This is a genomic window from Streptomyces melanogenes (assembly GCF_014649795.1).
Classification (GTDB): Bacteria; Actinomycetota; Actinomycetes; order Streptomycetales; family Streptomycetaceae; genus Streptomyces; species Streptomyces noboritoensis.
In genome coordinates this window covers 432,182-446,957 of record NZ_BMTS01000006.1, presented here as the reverse complement: position 1 = coordinate 446,957, position 14,776 = coordinate 432,182, and the positions used below count along the sequence as shown (strand labels likewise).

Annotated in this window: 17 protein-coding genes and 1 pseudogene; 9 read left to right on the top strand and 9 right to left on the bottom strand. The window is 69.1% G+C overall.

From position 1 onward, the window contains the following. Nucleotides 1–278: hypothetical protein (locus tag IE252_RS43190; RefSeq protein WP_229848436.1), on the top strand; the 278-nt coding region annotated here is incomplete at its 5' end. Between the two features lie 230 nt (nucleotides 279–508). Here the strand turns inward: IE252_RS43190 and IE252_RS16675 are convergent. Both IE252_RS16675 and IE252_RS16670 read right to left on the bottom strand, forming a co-directional pair. Further along, nucleotides 509–874: a hypothetical protein gene (locus IE252_RS16675; RefSeq protein ID WP_190090165.1), complete on the bottom strand. Its 366-nt coding sequence runs from the start codon at nucleotides 872–874 to the stop codon at nucleotides 509–511. A 308-nt stretch (nucleotides 875–1,182) separates the two neighbouring features. Next, a complete protein-coding gene (locus tag IE252_RS16670; RefSeq protein WP_190090164.1) occupies nucleotides 1,183–1,434 on the bottom strand; it encodes a hypothetical protein in 252 nt (83 codons plus the stop codon). A gap of 225 nt (nucleotides 1,435–1,659) precedes the next feature. Between IE252_RS16670 and IE252_RS43185 the strand changes: the two are divergent. From IE252_RS43185 to IE252_RS16660, 3 genes and pseudogenes are all read left to right on the top strand, one after another. Further along, nucleotides 1,660–1,794: pseudogene (locus tag IE252_RS43185) on the top strand (NUDIX hydrolase); the annotation flags it as partial. A gap of 59 nt (nucleotides 1,795–1,853) precedes the next feature. Further along, nucleotides 1,854–2,117: a CopG family transcriptional regulator gene (locus IE252_RS16665; RefSeq protein WP_190090163.1), complete on the top strand. Its 264-nt coding sequence runs from the start codon at nucleotides 1,854–1,856 to the stop codon at nucleotides 2,115–2,117. Then, nucleotides 2,114–2,527 (top strand): PIN domain-containing protein, encoded by a 414-nt coding sequence (locus IE252_RS16660; RefSeq protein WP_190090162.1) that lies wholly within the window; start codon nucleotides 2,114–2,116, stop codon nucleotides 2,525–2,527. The genes IE252_RS16665 and IE252_RS16660 overlap by 4 nt, the downstream gene beginning before the upstream one ends. Before the next feature lie 231 nt (nucleotides 2,528–2,758). Here IE252_RS16660 and IE252_RS16655 read toward each other — a convergent pair whose 3' ends face one another. From IE252_RS16655 to kdpF, 7 genes are all read right to left on the bottom strand, one after another. After that, entirely contained in the window at nucleotides 2,759–3,211 is a 453-nt protein-coding gene (locus IE252_RS16655; protein ID WP_190090161.1) for a nucleoside deaminase, read from the bottom strand. A 39-nt stretch (nucleotides 3,212–3,250) separates the two neighbouring features. Next, entirely contained in the window at nucleotides 3,251–3,325 is a 75-nt protein-coding gene (locus IE252_RS44260; RefSeq protein WP_373298561.1) for a 50S ribosomal protein bL37, read from the bottom strand. A gap of 89 nt (nucleotides 3,326–3,414) precedes the next feature. Continuing rightward, nucleotides 3,415–4,116 (bottom strand): response regulator transcription factor, encoded by a 702-nt coding sequence (locus IE252_RS16650; protein WP_190090160.1) that lies wholly within the window; start codon nucleotides 4,114–4,116, stop codon nucleotides 3,415–3,417. 31 nt (nucleotides 4,117–4,147) lie between these two features. After that, nucleotides 4,148–4,831: a potassium-transporting ATPase subunit C gene (locus IE252_RS16645; RefSeq protein WP_190090159.1), complete on the bottom strand. Its 684-nt coding sequence runs from the start codon at nucleotides 4,829–4,831 to the stop codon at nucleotides 4,148–4,150. 6 nt (nucleotides 4,832–4,837) lie between these two features. After that, on the bottom strand, nucleotides 4,838–6,934 hold the full coding sequence (gene kdpB, locus IE252_RS16640; RefSeq protein ID WP_373298560.1) for a potassium-transporting ATPase subunit KdpB: 2,097 nt from the start codon (nucleotides 6,932–6,934) through the stop codon (nucleotides 4,838–4,840). Between the two features lie 32 nt (nucleotides 6,935–6,966). Continuing rightward, nucleotides 6,967–8,631, bottom strand: coding sequence for a potassium-transporting ATPase subunit KdpA (gene kdpA, locus IE252_RS16635; protein ID WP_190090157.1), 1,665 nt, complete (start codon nucleotides 8,629–8,631; stop codon nucleotides 6,967–6,969). Between the two features lie 8 nt (nucleotides 8,632–8,639). Continuing rightward, nucleotides 8,640–8,729, bottom strand: a complete 90-nt coding sequence (gene kdpF, locus IE252_RS16630) for a K(+)-transporting ATPase subunit F (protein ID WP_063801986.1) — start codon at nucleotides 8,727–8,729, stop codon at nucleotides 8,640–8,642. 363 nt (nucleotides 8,730–9,092) lie between these two features. On the opposite strand from kdpF, the gene IE252_RS16625 reads away from it, so the two are divergent. The 5 genes from IE252_RS16625 to IE252_RS16605 all read left to right on the top strand — a co-directional run bounded on the left by IE252_RS16625 (nucleotide 9,093) and on the right by IE252_RS16605 (nucleotide 14,769). Then, nucleotides 9,093–9,620 (top strand): hypothetical protein, encoded by a 528-nt coding sequence (locus IE252_RS16625; protein WP_190090203.1) that lies wholly within the window; start codon nucleotides 9,093–9,095, stop codon nucleotides 9,618–9,620. 164 nt (nucleotides 9,621–9,784) lie between these two features. Next, nucleotides 9,785–10,240 (top strand): carboxymuconolactone decarboxylase family protein, encoded by a 456-nt coding sequence (locus tag IE252_RS16620; protein ID WP_190090156.1) that lies wholly within the window; start codon nucleotides 9,785–9,787, stop codon nucleotides 10,238–10,240. A gap of 174 nt (nucleotides 10,241–10,414) precedes the next feature. Further along, nucleotides 10,415–11,629, top strand: a complete 1,215-nt coding sequence (locus tag IE252_RS16615; protein ID WP_190090155.1) for an FAD-dependent oxidoreductase — start codon at nucleotides 10,415–10,417, stop codon at nucleotides 11,627–11,629. Nucleotides 11,630–12,050: 421 nt separating this feature from the next. Further along, the gene (locus tag IE252_RS16610; protein WP_190090154.1) at nucleotides 12,051–12,596 is read left to right on the top strand and encodes a cupin domain-containing protein; all 546 of its coding nucleotides are present in this window, start codon (nucleotides 12,051–12,053) and stop codon (nucleotides 12,594–12,596) included. Nucleotides 12,597–13,041: 445 nt separating this feature from the next. Then, nucleotides 13,042–14,769 (top strand): MFS transporter, encoded by a 1,728-nt coding sequence (locus IE252_RS16605; protein WP_190090153.1) that lies wholly within the window; start codon nucleotides 13,042–13,044, stop codon nucleotides 14,767–14,769. Nucleotides 14,770–14,776: the final 7 nt, after the last annotated feature.

Here is a 14,776-nt window from a genome sequence, read left to right as displayed (position 1 = left end):
CTGGTGGAGCCGGTTCTCTTGGTCGAAAACCCATCTACCAGGGGCTTCACCACGTTGTCAGCCCAACAGCCGCACTCCAGAACCAGGTTGGAAAAGGCTCAGTGAAGTGGGTCGCCGTCGCCGAGATCCAGGAGATGCCACAACCAGAGATCATTCTCGGGTTCCATAGCCTGCGCCTCGTGAAGCCTGTCGATGACATGGGCGCCCTGTACGGCGACGGCAGCATCGCCTGTTGGCTCGCCTACGACAACTTGCACCAGGCGTTACGCGGCCTCTAGGCGCTTACAGCCACGGCCACGGCTTCGGATGCGGGCCACACTGGGTGTAACTGCATGACAACGACGACGCACAGCTGTGAACCACATTGGACGTTGGCGGACGATCCGTGTAAGTGCCGAGCGCATCGTCCCACGGCAGCAATATCTCCACTGCCTGAAAGGCCCTGACTTGCCCGGTTGCCGGAACCGTGGCACGTCAGGCACTCCAGGTCACCCCTTCCCCAATCCGCTCAGCCCGCCTCCCCCTCAACCGCCTCAAAAATGTCCGCATCAGTCTCCCGCTGCCACTCCGGCAGCTCAGCCCAGTCGGCCACGTAGCCCGGCTTCGGGTTCTCGAAGTGGTGGTACATCTGGGCCGTCCAGCACGTGGCGACGAAGCGGCTCTTCTGTTCGCGGGCGAGGCGGGAGGCGTGGCCGGCGGTCTGGTCCAGGAGTTGGCGGATCTGGGCGTGGACCGCGCCTGCGGCGGCGCGTTCCCATGCAGGGGTGTCCTCCCAGGGCGTCACGTAGCCGGCCTTCGGTTCGCCGGGGAAGTGCTTGCGTACACCGGCGATCCACGCCTCGCGGAACAGCCGCGCGCCCTCGATCGGCAACATGCCGACCCCTCTCGTCACCTCGTGCTCAGTGCGCTGCTGATCTCAACACCCGGCTCAGCGATGCAGCGGTCGCGGCCAGGGGCTCGAACTCGGCTTGCAGGGGCTGGAGTCTACGGTTGCCGCGAATGAGCGAGGGTGCCCTGAGGCCAGCCGCAAGGCCTCACCCGCGAACGAGCCTCCCAGGCCGGGTCGTGATGCTCCGCACTGGTGTCGGCCAGGTCCGTTGGCAACGCATCGCGCCCGAATGGCCTTGCTGCCGGAGCATTTCTCGGCGCCCTACCGCAGGGCTCAGAAGGCCGCCTGCTGGGCTACAGGTCACCGAGAACCTCTCTACGTGCTGCTTCTGCCTTCCGATTGAGCCTGTTCGTCATCGTCACCGCGGCGATGGTGAACAGCAGTCCGAGAACCACCAGCAGCACTTGAGTGATCACGCTGACGATCGCGATGCTCTTGGTGGCGCTGGTGATCATCAGCCAGATGATCCCGCCGGACGTCCACGCGAACCAGATGCGGAACTTCTCAACTCGTACTGCTTTTTGCACGTCGCTGTAGCTCGCCATGACGCCTCCAGAGATGAGTTGGTAGGGGGAGGATGTCGCGAGTGGTTGGGACGTGAGGGCAGCGTGGCTTTGCCGGAACCCCTTTGGGTGACCGTGCGCTTCATTGGAGGTCGTCGGAGGCCCGCCCAATCGAGGGGAGAAACAGCCCGTACGCGCAAGGGTCGGCCCGCCCCCGTCACGCAGCCTGAAGCTGACGCGCCAAGACGAAGGCATCGGCGGTGAGCCCGCACCCTGCGCTGGAGCTCCCGGGAAAAGGCCGTCGGCCTCGCCAACGAGACATACGCGATCCGCGTTCTGGACGCGCTCGACAACACCACCCCACCGGCCGTCCGCATCCACGGCGTCCTTCGGCTCCCCTAGAGCGAGGTGGAGCGAAGGCAAAACGGCAGCGCGGGAATACCAGCGGTAGGATAGGTGGCATGCCTGACCCTACCGGCAAGTACTCGATCACCATGCCGCGCGACATCGCCGAAGCCGCTCGCGCCCGCAGTGGTCCCTCCGGGCTGTCCGCATATGTCGCCGCCGCCGTCGCCCGGCAGATCGAGCGGGACAATCTCAATGAGCTCATCCAGGTCGCCGAGGCCGAGCACGGGCCCGTGGCCGAGGATGAGATCCAGGCCCTGCGGGAGCAGCTGCAGCAGGCGCGGCGGGAGCAGACGGGCAGCGGGGCGGACGCCGCGTGAGTCCGTCGCCCGCCTCCCCGGGCGGCACGCTCGTGCTCGACAGCGAGGGGCTGGCCAAGGCCGTGTTGCGCGACCGGACCGTCACCGCGTGGCTCGCCCTGGCCCGAGCGGACGATCTGCGGGTCATCACGTCTGCGGCCACGCTCGTCGAGGTGGTCCACCCGCGGATCAACCGCCCCGCGCTGGAGTGGACACTGTCCCGCCTCGTCGTCGAGCCGGTCACGGAATCCCTCGCCCGGGACGCCGCCGGGCTGCTCGCCGACGCCGGGCTGCACGGCCACAAGTACGCCATCGACGCCATGCTCAGCGCGACCGCTCTCGCCGCCCCGGGGCCCGTAACCGTGCTGACCTCCGACCCCGAGGACCTCACCGCCCTGTGCGGCGGCCGCGTCACCGTGATCAAGGTCTGATCGCCAGGTCCGATCACGAGCCGGGCCACGCCGACCCCTCCGGCGCGAACGTGTTCGCGTGCTTGTAGGCGTACGGCAGGACCTCCCGTGGCGTGAACGTACGGCCCAGGTCGCTCATTTCGTCGAGATCGCACGGCGTCGGCGCCTCTTCCCGGTCGGGGCCGAGAACGACAACGCCGCCATCCGGATCACGCAGACGGAACCCCGTGCCGCCCGCGTCGAGCCCACACGTCACCCCTCCCCGATGTCCTCCCCCCAAAGCCCCGGATTCCCCAACACGAACCCCCGCATCAGCGACCGGCATTCCTCGTCATCCAGCACCACGATCTCCACCCCAGCCCCCGCCAGCCACTCACGCCCACCCTCAAACGTCGTCGCCTCGCCGATCACGACCCTCGGAATGCCGAACTGGCGGACCAGGCCGCTGCAGTGCCAGCAGGGGGAAAGGGTCGTCACCATCGTTGTGCCGCCGTACGACCGCTGGCGGCCCGCCGCCCGGAACGCCGCCGTCTCCGCGTGCATGGACGGGTCGTCGTCCTGGACTCGGCGGTTGCGGCCGCGGCCCAGGAGGCGGCCGTCGGCGGCGTACAGTGCCGCGCCGATCGGGATTCCTCCCTCGGCCAGACCGGCTCGCGCCTCCTGGAGCGCTACGGGGAGCAGGGCACGTGCCGCCGCCAGTTCCATGACCTCAGTGTGGCCCCGGAGCGCCCAAAGGCACCCGCATCAGGAGTTCGGCCGCTTCCCATGGTTCGCGCTCTTCTTCTTCCGCGCCCGGCGCTTGTTCCCTCGCTTCGACATGGCCCTCGTCTCCCTACGTAAGGTCTGGAATGGACTGCCATAGGCCGGAATAGCCCACTTTGCTCCACCTTACGTTCCACCCCTCCCCCTCACACCTCGAACCGGTACCCCATCCCCGGTGCCGTCACCAGATACCTCGGGTGGGACGGGTCCGCCTCCAGTTTGCGGCGCAGTTGGGCCATGTAGACGCGGAGGTAGTTGCTCTGGGTGCGGTACGTCGGGCCCCAGACCTCCTGGAGCAGTTGGCGTTGTGTGACCAGGCGGCCGCGGTGGCGTATCAGGACCTCCAGGAGGTGCCACTCCGTCGGGGTCAGGCGTACGGGGGCGCCGTCGCGGGTCGCCTTCTTCGCCAGGAGGTCCAGGGTGAAGGTGGGGGTCGAGACCCGAGCCGGGGAACCGGGCTCCGGCTCCCGGGGCTCCGGCCCGCCCCCGTCCCCCCGCCGCGTCGCCGCCCGCAGCCGCGCCAACAGCTCGTCCATGCTGAACGGCTTCGTGATGTAGTCGTCCGCGCCCGCGTCCAGCGCCTCCACCTTCTCGTCCGACGTGCTCCTGGCCGAGACCACCAGGATCGGCGCCCGTGACCAGCGGCGCAGGGTGCGCATCACGTCGATGCCGTCCATGTCCGGCAGGCCCAGGTCCAGGAGCACCGCGTCCGGGGGGTTCGCGGCGGCCAGGGTGAGGGCCGTCTCGCCGTCGGGGGCCGCGTCCACGTCGTACCGGCGCGCTCTGAGGTTGATCTCCAGAGCCCGTACGAGCTGCGGCTCGTCCTCCACCACCAGCACCCTGGTCATCGGCCCGCTCCCCGACCCCGTCCTAAGCCCGTCACTTCCCCACGGCCTCCTTCAGCGCGATGTTCAGCTTGAGGACGTTGACGCGCGGCTCGCCGATGAAGCCGAGGATCCGGCCGCTCGTGTGGTCCGCGACCAGCTTCTCCACCGTCGCCAGCGGCAGGCCGTTCACCTGCGCCACCCGGTGGATCTGGAGCTTCGCGTACGCCGGGGAGATGTCCGGGTCCAGGCCCGAGCCCGAGGAGGTGACCGCCTCGGCGGGGACGTCGGACGGGTCGACCTTGTACGTCGGGGTCGAGTTGTCCCGTACCACCGCCGCCTTGGCGTCCTTGACCTGTTGGATCAGCTTGTCGTTGTCGCCGGACAGGTTGGTGGCGCCCGAGACGATCAGGTCGTACTGGGTGTTGACGCCGTTGGCCTTGTTGGAGCCGAGGCCGTTGGAGGGGCGCGGCTGGAACCAGTGCAGGTCCGGGCGGGCCGCCTCCTCGGGGTCGGCGGGGTTCTTCTTGGGGAGGTCGTAGCGCTGGCCGATGAGCTCCGAACCGACCACCTTGCCCCGGGACTTGACCTCCGAGCCGTTCGCCTTGCCGCCGAGGGCGGCCTGGGCGATGCCGGTGACGGCGAGCGGGTACAGGACGCCGCAGATCACCGTGAGGACCAGCAGGGCGCGCAGGCCCGCGCCGATCAACCGGGCCGTGTTGGATACCGAGTTGTTCATGACGGATCAGCCGATTCCGGGGATGAGGGTGATAAGCAGGTCGATGAGCTTGATGCCGATGAAGGGGGCGATGAGGCCGCCGAGGCCGTAGATCCCGAGGTTGCGGCGGAGCATCTTGTCGGCGCTGGTCGGCTTGTACTGGACGCCCTTCAGGGCCAGCGGTACGAGCGCGATGATGATCAGCGCGTTGAAGATGACCGCCGAGAGGATCGCCGACTCGGGGCTGTGCAGGCTCATGATGTTGAGCTTGTCCAGGCCCGGGTAGACCACCGCGAACATCGCCGGGATGATCGCGAAGTACTTCGCCACGTCGTTGGCGATGGAGAACGTAGTGAGCGCGCCCCGGGTGATCAGGAGCTGCTTGCCGATCTCCACGATCTCGATCAGCTTGGTCGGGTTGGAGTCGAGGTCGACCATGTTGCCGGCCTCCTTGGCGGCCGACGTGCCCGTGTTCATGGCCACGCCTACGTCCGCCTGGGCCAGCGCGGGGGCGTCGTTGGTGCCGTCGCCCGTCATCGCGACCAGCTTGCCGCCGGCCTGCTCGCGCTTGATCAGGGCCATCTTGTCCTCGGGGGTGGCCTCGGCGAGGAAGTCGTCGACACCGGCCTCTTCGGCGATGGCCTTGGCGGTCAGCGGGTTGTCGCCCGTGATCATGACCGTCTTGATGCCCATCCGGCGCAGCTCGTCGAACCGCTCCCGCATGCCCTCCTTGACGACGTCCTTGAGGTGGATGACGCCTAGGACGCGGGCGCCGTCAGCGTCTTCCAGAGCCACCAGCAGCGGCGTGCCACCAGCCTGGGAAATCCGGTCGGTGAGCGCCTGGGCGTCCTCCGAGACACTGCCGCCCCGCTCCTTCACCCACGCCACGACCGAACCGGTCGCGCCCTTGCGGATCTTGCGCCCGTCCACGTCCACGCCCGACATCCGGGTCTGGGCGGTGAAGGCGATCCACTCGGCGTCCGTCAGCTCGCCCTGGTGGCGCTCGCGCAGCCCGTACTTCTCCTTGGCGAGGACCACGATCGAGCGGCCCTCGGGGGTCTCGTCGGCCAGCGAGGAGAGCTGGGCGGCGTCCGCCACCTCGGCCTCGGTCGTCCCGCGTACGGGCACGAACTCGGACGCCTGGCGGTTGCCCAGAGTGATGGTGCCGGTCTTGTCCAGGAGCAGCGTGGAGACGTCGCCCGCCGCTTCCACCGCCCTGCCCGACATCGCCAGGACGTTCCTCTGTACGAGGCGGTCCATGCCCGCGATGCCGATCGCGGAGAGCAGCGCGCCGATCGTCGTCGGGATCAGGCAGACCAGGAGTGCGGCCAGCACGATCATCGACTGCTCGGCGCCCGCGTACTTCGCGAAGGGCTGGAGCGTGACCACCGCCAGCAGGAACACGATGGTGAGCGAGGCGAGCAGGATGTTCAGCGCGATCTCGTTCGGCGTCTTCTGCCGTGCCGCGCCCTCGACCAGGTTGATCATCCGGTCGATGAACGTCTCGCCCGGCTTCGTCGTGATCTTGATGACGACCCGGTCGGACAGCACCTTCGTACCGCCCGTGACCGCGCTCCGGTCGCCGCCGGACTCACGGATCACCGGCGCGGACTCGCCCGTGATCGCCGACTCGTCGACGGACGCGACGCCCTCGACGACGTCACCGTCGCCGGGGATGACGTCGCCCGCCTCACAGACGACCAGGTCGCCGATCCTCAGCTCGGTACCGGGCACCCGCTCCTCGGTGGAGCCGACCAGCCGCCGGGCCACCGTGTCGGTCTTGGCCTTGCGCAAGGTGTCGGCCTGCGCCTTGCCCCGGCCCTCGGCGACCGCCTCCGCGAGGTTCGCGAAGATCGTGGTCAGCCAGAGCCAGCCCGCGATCGCCCAGCCGAACCAGTCACCCGGATCCTTGACCGCCAGGATCGTGGTCAGTACGGACCCGATCTCGACGACGAACATCACCGGCGACTTGACCATCACCCGGGGGTCGAGCTTCCTGACCGCGTCCGGGAACGACTTGACCAGCTGCTTCGGGTCGAACAGACCGCCGCCGACCTTCCCCTGGTCCTGGTGACCGGTGGGGACGTCGCTGTGCGGGGCGCGGGTGGGGGTGGCGGTGGACATGGAGCCGGGCTCCTCAGACTTCAGGTTCGTGGTCATGACGCCAGCCCCTCGGCCAGCGGTCCCAGCGCGAGCGCGGGGAAGTAGGTCAGACCGGTGACGATCAGGATCGTGCCGACCAACAGGCCCGTGAACAGCGGCTTGTTGGTGCGCAGCGTGCCCGCCGTCTCCGGGATCGGCTTCTGCTCCGCGAGCGAGCCCGCCAGCGCCAGCACGAACACCATCGGCAGGAACCGGCCGAGCAGCATGGCGAGGCCGATGCTGGTGTTGAACCAGGGCGTGTTGGCGTTCAGGCCCGCGAAGGCGGAGCCGTTGTTGTTGGCGCCCGAGGTGTACGCGTAGAGCACCTCGGAGAAGCCGTGGGCGCCCGAGTTGGTCATCGAGTCGCGGGTCGAGGGCATCGCCATGGCGACCGCCGTGAACACCAGGACCAGGGCCGGGGTGATGAGGATGTAGCAGGCCGCGAACTTGATCTCGCGGGTGCCGATCTTCTTGCCCAGGTACTCGGGCGTGCGGCCCACCATCAGGCCCGCCAGGAACACCGCGATGATCGCCATGATCAGCATGCCGTAGAGGCCCGAGCCGGTGCCGCCCGGCGCGATCTCGCCGAGCTGCATGCCCAGCATGGTGATGCCGCCGCCGAAACCGGTCAGCGAGGAGTGGAAGCCGTCCACGGCGCCCGTGGAGGTGAGCGTGCTGGCGACCGCGAAGATCGAGGTGCCGCCGATGCCGAAGCGGGTCTCCTTGCCCTCCATCGCGCCGCCGGCGAGGTCGAACGCCGGTCCGTGGTGGGCGAATTCGGTCCACATCATCAAGGCGGTGAACCCGACCCAGATGGTGACCATCGTCGCCAGGATCGCGTATCCCTGCTTGACGCTTCCGACCATCTTGCCGAACGTCCGCGTCAGCGCGAACGGGATCACCAGGATCAGGAAGATCTCGAAGAGGTTGGAGAAGCCGTCGGGGTTCTCGAAGGGGTGGGCCGAGTTGGCGTTGAAGTAACCGCCGCCGTTGGTGCCCAGTTCCTTGATCGCCTCCTGCGATGCGACCGCGCCGCCGTTCCACTGCTGTGAGCCGCCCATGAACTGGCCGACCTCGTGAATTCCGGCGAAGTTCTGGATGGCGCCGCAGGCGACCAGCACCAGCGCGCCGACCACCGATATCGGCAGCAGGATCCGCACGGTGCCGCGCACCAGGTCGGACCAGAAATTGCCGAGCTCGCCGGTACGGGAGCGGGCGAATCCGCGTACCAGGGCGACCGCGATCGCGATGCCCACCGAGGCGGAGACGAAGTTCTGCACCGCCAGGCCGCCGGTCTGCACGACGTGGCCCATGGCCTGCTCGCCCGAGTACGACTGCCAGTTGGTGTTCGCCACGAACGACGCGGCCGTGTTGAACGCCTGGTCGGCCGGGATCGACACGAAGCCGAGCGAGCCGGGCAGGTGCCCCTGGAGGCGCTGGAGCAGATAGAGGAAGAGGACGCTCACGGCCGAGAAGGCCAGGACCCCTCGCAGATACGCGGGCCAGCGCATCTGGGTGGACGGGTTGGCGCCGACGGCCTTGTAGATCCACTTCTCGACGCGCAGATGCTTGTCGGAGGAATAGACGCGGGCCATGTAGTCGCCCAGCGGCCGGTAGGAAAGGCCCAGGGCCGCCGTGAGCGCGGCGAACTGGAGCACACCGGAAAGAACAGGAGACATGGCGGGGCTCAGAACCTCTCCGGGTACACAAGGGCGAGGACGAGGTATCCCAGCAGGGCGACGGCCACGATCAGACCGACGATGTTCTCGGCAGTCACAGCTTCGCCACCCCCTTGGCAATGAGCGCCACCAACGCGAATACCGCGATCGTGGTGACGACGAAGGCCAGATCGGCCATCGCGAACTCCAGAACTCGAAGAGGCTCGGAAATGAGCGGGAAATGGGCGGACCTCTAGAGCAAACCCCTCCGCACGGCCCCCGCACGTTTCGTTGACGGCCCCCTTACGGCCACTGGCACGTCCTTGACGCCTTTCATACGCGGCTTCCGGCCAGGGCGGCCCGGGCTACGGCGTCAGGAGGCCGTATATCCGCCGTCAAGACTTGTCCGGCGGGCGTCAACGCTTCATCAACGGGCGCCGAAGGGCCCCGGCCCGGTCCTTAGCGTCACGGGCATGAGAGCCATGGGACGACGGACACCCCGTACTGCGCCGCCCGCCGCGTACGACCGGACCTGGGCGGGTGAGGCCCGCTCGGCGGTGGGGTGCGCGGCCGTGCTGCTCGGTCTGCTGCTGCTCATCGACAGCGGCGCGGGCACCCTCACGTCCTGGCGGGCGGCGCTGTGGGCGGGCCTGGCCGTGCTGCTGCTCCTGGTGCTGTGGCCGGCCCGGGTGTCGGCGGCCCCGGGCCTGCTGGTCGCACGCGGACCACTGCGCACCCGGGCCGTACGCACCGACCGACTGGTGTCGGTGCGCTGGTCGGACGGCGTCGCCCAGCGCCTGGTCCTACGCGACGCGGAAGGCGCCCGGGCGGAACTCGACCCCCGGGTCCTGGTCGCCAACCCGCCGCTGTGGCGCCTGCTGGACGAGGACGCCCGTACGAGCGTGACGCGCGGGACACTCCGCTGCGGAGAAACGGCCCTGCGGCAGGTATCGGAACGGGTGGACAGGGAGACGGCACGGGGCGTGTTCAAGGTGTCAGGCCTGAACTGAGCACCCCGGTTACCAGGGGCGCGGGGAACTGCGCGCCCAGCCACCCACCGGCCAGCAGACAAAGACCGGGCAAAAGAGGCCGTCACACTTGCCCGCCCCACTTCGTCAATTCCATGACAGTCGGAGCCCAGGCCACGCGACGAGTGGCAGCCAGGAGAACAGTCATGGAAGCACGGATGCCGAGCCCGGCGACGCTCGTCCCGGGGGCGATGGAGGCCGTACGGGGACTTCAGAAGGCGACCCACAGCGCCGGAGTGCCCGCCACCACGATGCACCTCGTCCATCTGCGCGCCAGCCAGATCAACGGATGCAGCGCCTGCGTCGACTCCGGCACCCGGTACGCGATGAAGGGCGGCGAGAGCGCGGAGCGCCTGTTCGCGGTGGCCGCCTGGCGCGAGACGCCGTACTTCACGGACGCCGAGCGGGCCGCGCTCGCCCTCACCGAGTCGGTCACCCGGCTCAACGACCGCGCCGAGCCGGTCTCCGACGAGGTCTGGGACGAGGCCGCCCGGCACTACGAGGAGAAGCCGCTCGCGGCCCTGGTGCTGTGGATAGCCGTCAGCAACTTCTACAACCGGCTCAACGCGGCCACCCGCCAGCAGGGCGGCCAGACCTGGTGATCCGGCGGCCCGGCGATCCGGCAGTCCACTGAACCTCAACTTCCGCTCCCGCCAAGGGATCTGACACTCCGTTCGATCCGTACGGCCTTGGCACCCGCGACAACCGTGGGGCATGCTCGCCGAGATCGACCGAGACTGAGTACGACATCCATGCGCAACGCCGAGGTGGCACGAATGGCAACCGAGACAACCACCTGCTGCATCGTCGGGGGCGGGCCGGCCGGCGCGATGCTGGGGCTGCTGCTCGCCCGGGCCGGTATCGAGGTCACCGTCCTGGAGAAGCACCGGGACTTCCTGCGGGACTTCCGCGGCGACACGATCCACCCCTCCACCCTGGACGTCCTCGCCGAGCTGGGGCTCGCCGAGCGCTTCCTGGAGCTGCCGCACCGCACCACGCCGGGGATCAACATGGTCACCGACACCCAGGACGTGCTCGTCGCCGACCAGCGGCTGCTGTCCGGCACGTATCCGTACATCGCCTTCGTCCCCCAGTGGGACTTCCTCAACCTGCTCGCCGCCGAGGCCGCCAAGTACCCCAACTTCCATCTGCGGATGGGGGCCGAGGTGCACGGTCTGATCCGCGAGGGCGACCGCGCCCGGGGCGTGCGCTACCGCGACGCCGAGGGCGAGCACGAGCTGCGCGCGGAGCTCACCGTGGCCGCCGACGGCCGCGACTCGGTGCTGCGCCACCCGGCCGGGCTCGTCCCGCAGGGGTTCGGGGCGCCGATGGACGACCTGTGGTTCCGGATCCCCCGCGAGGAGAGCGACCCGCCGGACACGTTCATCCGCATGGGCCAGCAGGGCCTGCTCATCGGCATCTGCCGGGAGACGTACTGGCAGTTCGCGTACGTCATCCCCAAGGGCCGGTACGCCGAGCTCCAGGCCGAGGGCATCGAGTCGCTGCGCAGGAGCGTGCGCGCGCTGCTGCCGTGGATGGGCGACCGGCCGGACAAGATCGAGTTCTCGGACGCCCGGATGCTGGAGGTCCGCGTCGAGCGGCTCAAGCGCTGGTACCGGCCGGGCCTGCTGTTCATCGGGGACGCCGCGCACGCGATGTCGCCGGTCGGCGGGTTCGGGATCAACGTCGCCGTGCAGGACGCGGTGGCCACCGCCAACCTGTTGGCCGAACCGCTGCGGCGGGGCACGGTGAGCACCGAGGACCTGGCGGCGGTGCAGAAGCGGCGGCTGCCCCCGGTGGTCGCCATCCAGCGCATGCAGATCCTGCTGCAGAACCAGCTCATCGCGCCGACCCTGCACGGCACCCGCGAGTCCAAGCCGCCGCGGTTCCTGGCGGTCGCGGAGCATGTCCGGCCGATGCGGAAGCTGATCGCCCGGATGATCGGGTACGGGCCCCGGCCCGAGCACGTACGGACCCCCGAGCGGGTCTGAGCCGACGGCCGCCCGACGGGCGGGTGCGGGCGCTCACCGCGTCCCGTACCCGCCCGTCGGCGTTTTTGGGAAATCGCCCGACCGCGACACGCGGAAAACCGGCCAGACACCGGAGGGACACCGGACGGACGCCGGGCGGATATCGGACGGACGGCGGACGGGAAATGGACAGTCGCGGGGCTTCCCTTCACACATCCCTGAACTCCCGGCAAATTCGTTGACGGGACGACCAGCCGTCTCCACAAGTGTCCAACTGCGGAAATCCCGCGCTCGCACACAGGCGTGCTAGAGCTGTTGTCCAAGGGGCCTGAGTGCCACTGGAGCCGCGCCCGACGGGCAAGTTGAGCGCTGCTTGACCGGCACCCGCGAGCCCGTGCTAAACCCGTAACCACTTGATAGAAATCAAGCCAGAGAGGGATTCATGACGACCATCATCTACCCCGAGGACCGTCCCGACGGCCGCCGCGGGTTTGAAATCGTCCTGCCGAGCGGTGCCACGGATGGTGCCGCCGCCCTCGTGGAAGGCGAGATAGCCGCCGCCACCCCCGGACCGCCGCTCCACACGCATGCCGAGTCCGACGAGACGTACTTCGTCCTGGAGGGCTCCCTGGTCATGTACATCGACGGCGAGGTGACCACGCTCGGCCCCGGCGGCATGGCGCACATCTCCAAGGGCGCCGAGCACACCTGGTCCACCACGGTCGAGGGCGGCTGCCGCTTCCTGACGCTGCACCTGCCGGGCGGGTACGAGCTGTACCACCCGACCGCGCTCGCCGCCGAGCACGAGAAGGGCGGCCCGCTGATCCAGTCCGACCTCTTCGAGCTGGCGGCGAAGTTCGACTGGCGGATGGCCGGAACCGAGCCGCAGCGCCTCACCCCCGCGGGCGTCCTCGTCCCGGCCGGCGAGGCCGACGCGGAGGCCCAGCGCCTGCTCGCCGAGTACACCGACAAGCAGCCGGTCGCTTGAGCGGCTTACGCGGCGACTTAGGCGGCGGTTCACGCCGTGACTTAGGCCGCGGCTCAGGCCGTCGGAGCATGTGAGTGCCTTCTTGAGCGGTGGTGTCGGCCTGTCATGGGCCCGACACCCGCTGCGGGAGGGCGCTTCCATGCGCCCTCCCCGCCCCTCCCCTCCGTCCGTGCCCCCGCCCCGCCCGATCGCCCCGGCGATCCGCGGGGCGGCCGCCTGCTGGGGCGGCGCCGGACCGGCCACAGACCGGGCGTAAACCCCGGAAAAGGGGTGTGACCTGCGAGAAGTCACACCCCCAGACCCTGTGTCGTCATCTCGGTGACGCACTTTTTCCTGCCGCTGTGGCAAGGAGACCCGCAAATGGCACTCGTCTCATCACGCTCCTTCCGTCACGACCGGGCTCGCACGGCCCCGGTCACCACGATCGGCCAGAGGTAGAAACGCCATGACTCACGACACCCACGCCGGAGCCGACGCGTCCGGCGAAGCGCCCCCGCTCGACCCCCGCCGCTGGCTCGCCCTGATCATCGTTCTGGTGGCGGGGTTCATGGACATGCTCGACGTGACGATCGTCAACGTCGTCATCCCGAGCATCCAGAAGGACCTGCACGCCGACTACACCCAGATCGAGTGGGTCGTGGCCGGTTACGTACTGGGCTTCGCGGCCCTGCTGATCACCGGCGGGCGGCTCGGCGACATCTACGGCCGCAAGAAGATGTTCCTGATCGGCGTGGCGGGCTTCACCATCGCCTCGACGCTCTGCGGTGTCGCCAGCGGCCCCGGCATGCTCATCGGCGCCCGCTTCTTCCAGGGCGCCATGGCCGGTCTGATGGTCCCGCAGATCCTGGCGATCATCCACGTCACGTTCCCGTCCGAGGAGCGCGGCAAGGTGCTCGGCATCTGGGGCGGGGTGCTCGGCTCGGCGTCGGTGGCCGGTCTGATCGTCGGCGGCGTGTTGGTCGACGCGAACATCGCGGACCTGGAGTGGCGTCCGATCTTCCTGGTCAACATCCCGGTCGGCATCGGCGCGCTGATCGCCGCCTGGTTCTTCGTACGCGAGTCGAAGTCGGCGGCCGCGGTCAAGCTGGACCCGATCGGCGTGGTGATCGCCGTGACCGGCATCCTGATGCTGGTCTATCCGCTCGCCGAGGGCCGTGCGCTCGACTGGCCGGCCTGGACGTTCTTCCTCATGGGCGGCTCGGTCGTGGTGTTCGGCATCCTGGTGGCCTTCGAGCGGTACCGCACCCGGACCGTGGGCTCGCCGCTGGTGGTGCTCAGCCTGTTCAAGGAGCGCGCGTTCACCGCGGGCATGCTGGTGTGGACGCTGTTCTGGATCGCGCTCGGCGGCTTCTTCCTGGTGTGGACGCTGTACATGCAGCTGGGTCTGGGCTGGTCGCCGATGCGGGCCGGTCTGACCGGCGCGGCCTTCGCGGTCGGCGCGGCCGCGGGCTCCGGCCTCGCGGTCGAGGTGTTCACCCCGCGCATCGGGCGCCTGACGCTGATCGGCGGGGCGCTCCTGAACGCGCTCGGCTTCGCCGCGTACATCTTCGTCGCCCACCACTACGGTCCGGGCATCCCGTCCTGGCAGATGATCGCGCCGCTGGTGGTGACCGGCTTCGGCTTCGGTCTGGTGGTCGCCCCGATGATCGACGCGATCCTCACCAAGGTGCCCGCCAAGGACGCGGGCTCGGCCTCCGGTCTGCTCGGCACCACCCAGCAGGTCGGCATGGCGCTCGGCGTCGCCCTGGTCGGCGTGCTCTTCTTCGGCCACCTGGCCGACGACTCCGACCACGGCGTCGACAAGGTCACCCCGGCCCTGCGCCAGGAGCTGGTGACCGCCGGGGTCCCGGCCGACGGCGTCGACGACATCGTCAAGGGCTTCCGGGCGTGTGTGCACGATCGGTCGGCCGAGTCGGACCCGACCAAGGTCCCGGCCAGCTGTCTGCCCTCCTCGGTGCCGGGCGCGGACAAGGTCCAGCCGATCCTGACCGAGCAGGGCCAGAAGGCCGTCAGCCACAACTTCGTCAAGAGCTTCGACCTGAGCCTGTGGTACGGGGTCGGGATCCTGGTGCTCGTGGCGCTCGGCATGTTCGCGCTGCCCCGCGAGGTGCACGCGCGCGACCTGGACGCGGAGCTGGAGGCGCTGGGCGAACCGGTGGCCCGGGGCGTCTGACAGCACC